Raw genomic sequence first — 3,276 nt, 5'->3', positions numbered from 1 at the left:
ATCCAAGAAGGCTCTCAGCGGTCGCGACAAGCGCGTCTTCGCGTGATCGCGGCGTCCAGCCAAGCAGGCGCATGGCCTTGGCGCTCGTCGCGTTCCTGGCTTTGCCCAATTCCGTCACGATCTGAGCCGCCTGCCCGTCGAACAGCCCGGCGATCCGGACAAGCCAGTCCGGCAGCTCTCTTGTGGTAACCCGCGACGCCGCATTGCCGAGCCGCGCTTTCAGCGTCCGCTCGATCTCCAGCATCGTCATGAAATCGCCGCTGATGGCCAGGAACCGCTCGCCTTTGGCCGCAGGATTGGTCATGGCGCGCAGATGCAGGTCGGCGACGTCGCGCGCATCGACCACGCCGAAGACCATGCGGGGCAGTCCGGGCATCTCGCCATCCATCAGGCGCCTGATGAAATCGGTCGACGTCGAATGATCCGGCCCCAGGACCGGCCCGAAGATGCCGACCGGATTGACCACCGCCAGTCCCAGTGCGCCGCCTTGGGTGGCAATAAAATCCCACGCCGCCCGCTCGGCGAGCGTCTTCGACTTCACGTAGGCGCCGACCTTTTCCGAAAGGTTGGTCCAGTTCTCCTCCGTGAACGGACGTCCGACGACCGATGACTGGCCATAACCGACAGCGGCAAAGGACGAGGTGAGCACCACCCGTTCGACCCCGGCATCGCGTGCGGCCCGCAGCACGCGCAACGCCCCTTCCCTGGCAGGGACGATCAGGTCGTCCTCATGCTTCGGCACGCCGGGCGGAAAAGGCGAAGCGACATGAAGGACGTACCGGCATCCGGCGACCGCCTCAGACCAGCCTTTGTCGCTCATGAGATCGGCATGGGCGAAGGAAAGCGCGTCGCCCGGCTCGGCGCCGCCGACCTCCAGCATCGCACGAACATCGGCTTCGCGCCTGGCCCGCGCACCGTGGTGCGCACGCGGTAGCCAGCGTTCAGAAGCGCTACGATGCAATGAGCGCCGAGAAAGCCGGATCCGCCGGTCACAAGCACCAACTCGCCGCTCATGCCCGCCTCCCTTCGGCACTGTTCCGACCGATGCGGCGCAGTCTGTCAGATGGCGACCTGCGTGCCAATCTCCACGACGCGTCCGGTCGGGATCTGGAAATACTCCGTCGCGTCCGCCGCCGTCTTGGCCAAGCCGATGAACAGCCGGTCCTGCCAGATCGGCATGCCGGAATTGGGTGAAGCCTTCAGCGAGCGCCGCGACAGGAAGAAGGACGTCGTCATGATGTCGAACTTCCAGCCCTGCTTGCGGCAGATGGCCAGCGCGCGCGGAATGTTGGGCTGCTCCATATAGCCGAAGGTCAGCGTCACGCGCATGAACAGCTCGTTGACCGTCTCCAGCTTGACCCGCTCGCTGTCGGGCACGATCGGTTGCGGCGCGGTCACCACCGACAGGATGACGTTTTTCTCGTGCAGCACCTTGTAGTGTTTCAGGCTGTGCATCAGCGCCGTCGGCGCGCTGAGCCGATCGCTGGTCAGGAACACGGCGGTGCCTGAGACCAGCTGTGGCTTCTTCTTCAGCAGGTTCGCCGCCAGGAAATCGAGCGGGATCTCGTTGCGGCGCGTCTTGTCGAATAGGTAGCGGCTGCCCCGCACCCAGGTCCACATGCCGAGGATGATGGCGAAGGCAACAGCGAGCGAGGCCCAGCCGCCCTCGAACACCTTGACGATGTTGGAGGCAAAGAAGCCAACGTCAATAAGCGCGAACAATGCCGTCAGCGCAACTGCCGGCCAGATGTTCCATTTCCAGATCCGAGTCATGACGACGAAGAGCAGCGTCGTCGTCACCAACATGTTCCCGGTCACCGAGATGCCGTAGGCCGAAGCCAGCTTGCTGGACTCCCCGAAACCGACCACCAACAGCATCACCACCAACGCCAGCAGCATGTTGACGCGCGGCATGTAAACCTGCCCGGATTGCTTTTCCGAAGTGTGCAGGATTTCGAGCCGAGGCAGCATGTTGAGCTGCACCGCCTGCCTGGTCAGAGAATAGGCGCCGGAGATCACAGCCTGGCTGGCAATAACAGTTGCCGCCGTCGCCAGCACCACCATCGGGATGAGCGCCCAGCCCTCGTTCATCTCGAAGAACGGATGGCCGACCGTGCCGCCCTTGGCGAGCACATAGGCGCCCTGCCCGGCATAGTTCAAAAGCAGGCAGGGAAACACAATCGCCAGCCATGCCAGCACGATCGGCTTGCGGCCGAAGTGACCAAGATCGGCGTAGAGCGCCTCGGCTCCGGTGACGGCCAGGAACACGGCGCCGATAGTGACAAAAGACACATCGGGTGAATTGATCAGGAAAGCCACAATGTAATGCGGGCTGATGGCCCACAGGATTTCCGGATCGTCGATGATGTGGTTGAGACCGGACAGGCCGATGGCCAGAAACCAGATTGCAGTCACCGGACCGAATACCAGACCGACGCCCCCAGTACCGAACCTCTGCACGGCAAAGACCACGGCGAGAATGACCAGCGTCAACGGAACGACGTAAGGCTGGAAGGCCGGCGTCACGACATTCATGCCTTCGACCGCCGATAGCACCGAGATGGCTGGCGTGATGACCGCATCGCCGAAGAACAGCGAGGCGCCGACGATGCCTATGGCCAGGATAATCGCGGAACGTGTAGCGAAACTGCTGCGCGCCAGCGCCATCAGCGACAGCACGCCGCCCTCGCCGCGGTTGTCGGCGCGCAGCACGAACATGATGTACTTCACGGTCACTGTGATCGTGAGCGACCATATGATCAGCGACAACACGCCCAGAATGTCGGCGCGGTTCGCGACATCACCGCCGGAAGAGGCGTGCAGCGCCTCGCGGAATGCATAGATCGGGCTGGTGCCGATGTCGCCATAGACGACGCCCAGCGCGCCAAGCATGAGCACCTTCGTGCTGTGCTGCTCAATTTCTGCGTGGCTCGATTGGTCGGCGGGTTCTGCGTCTGCACCACCATTGGCAAGGGCCATGGACGACACTCCGATAAAATGCGCGGTGCTCTACGCTTGCTGCAGTGCAATATCAAGTGCCCCAGCGTTAGGGCTCCCATGCCGCCGACGCAAGGCTTTCGGTATACGCAACGGCCGGCTCGTTCATCCGGCGGATCTCGTCAGATCGCGACCTGGGTGCCGATTTCAACGACGCGTCCGGTCGGGATCTGGAAATACTCAGTGGCATCCGCCGCCGAGCGCGCCAGGCTGATGAACAGCCGGTCCTGCCAGACCGGCATGCCGGAATTGGGTGAGGCCTTCAGCGAGCGCCGCGAC

At 63.2% G+C, this 3,276-nt stretch carries 1 protein-coding gene and 1 pseudogene; both read right to left on the bottom strand.

What is annotated here, in order from left to right; translation table 11 throughout:
* Nucleotides 1-1,014, bottom strand: a pseudogene (locus EOA28_RS29820) (aldehyde reductase); the annotation flags it as partial.
* A gap of 45 nt (nucleotides 1,015-1,059) precedes the next feature.
* A complete protein-coding gene (locus EOA28_RS29815) occupies nucleotides 1,060-2,979 on the bottom strand; it encodes a potassium transporter Kup (RefSeq protein WP_127252729.1) in 1,920 nt (639 codons plus the stop codon).
* Nucleotides 2,980-3,276 lie beyond the last annotated feature (297 nt).

This window comes from Mesorhizobium sp. M2A.F.Ca.ET.067.02.1.1 (genome assembly GCF_004023285.1).
GTDB lineage: Bacteria > Pseudomonadota > Alphaproteobacteria > Rhizobiales > Rhizobiaceae > Mesorhizobium.
This window is presented reverse-complemented; position numbering and strand designations above follow the sequence as displayed.

Bases quoted from the DNA above. Each gene is read 5' to 3' on its own strand.
- EOA28_RS29815 (WP_127252729.1), bottom strand. From the start codon at position 2,979: ATGGCCCTTGCCAATGGTGGTGCAGACGCAGAACCCGCCGACCAATCG.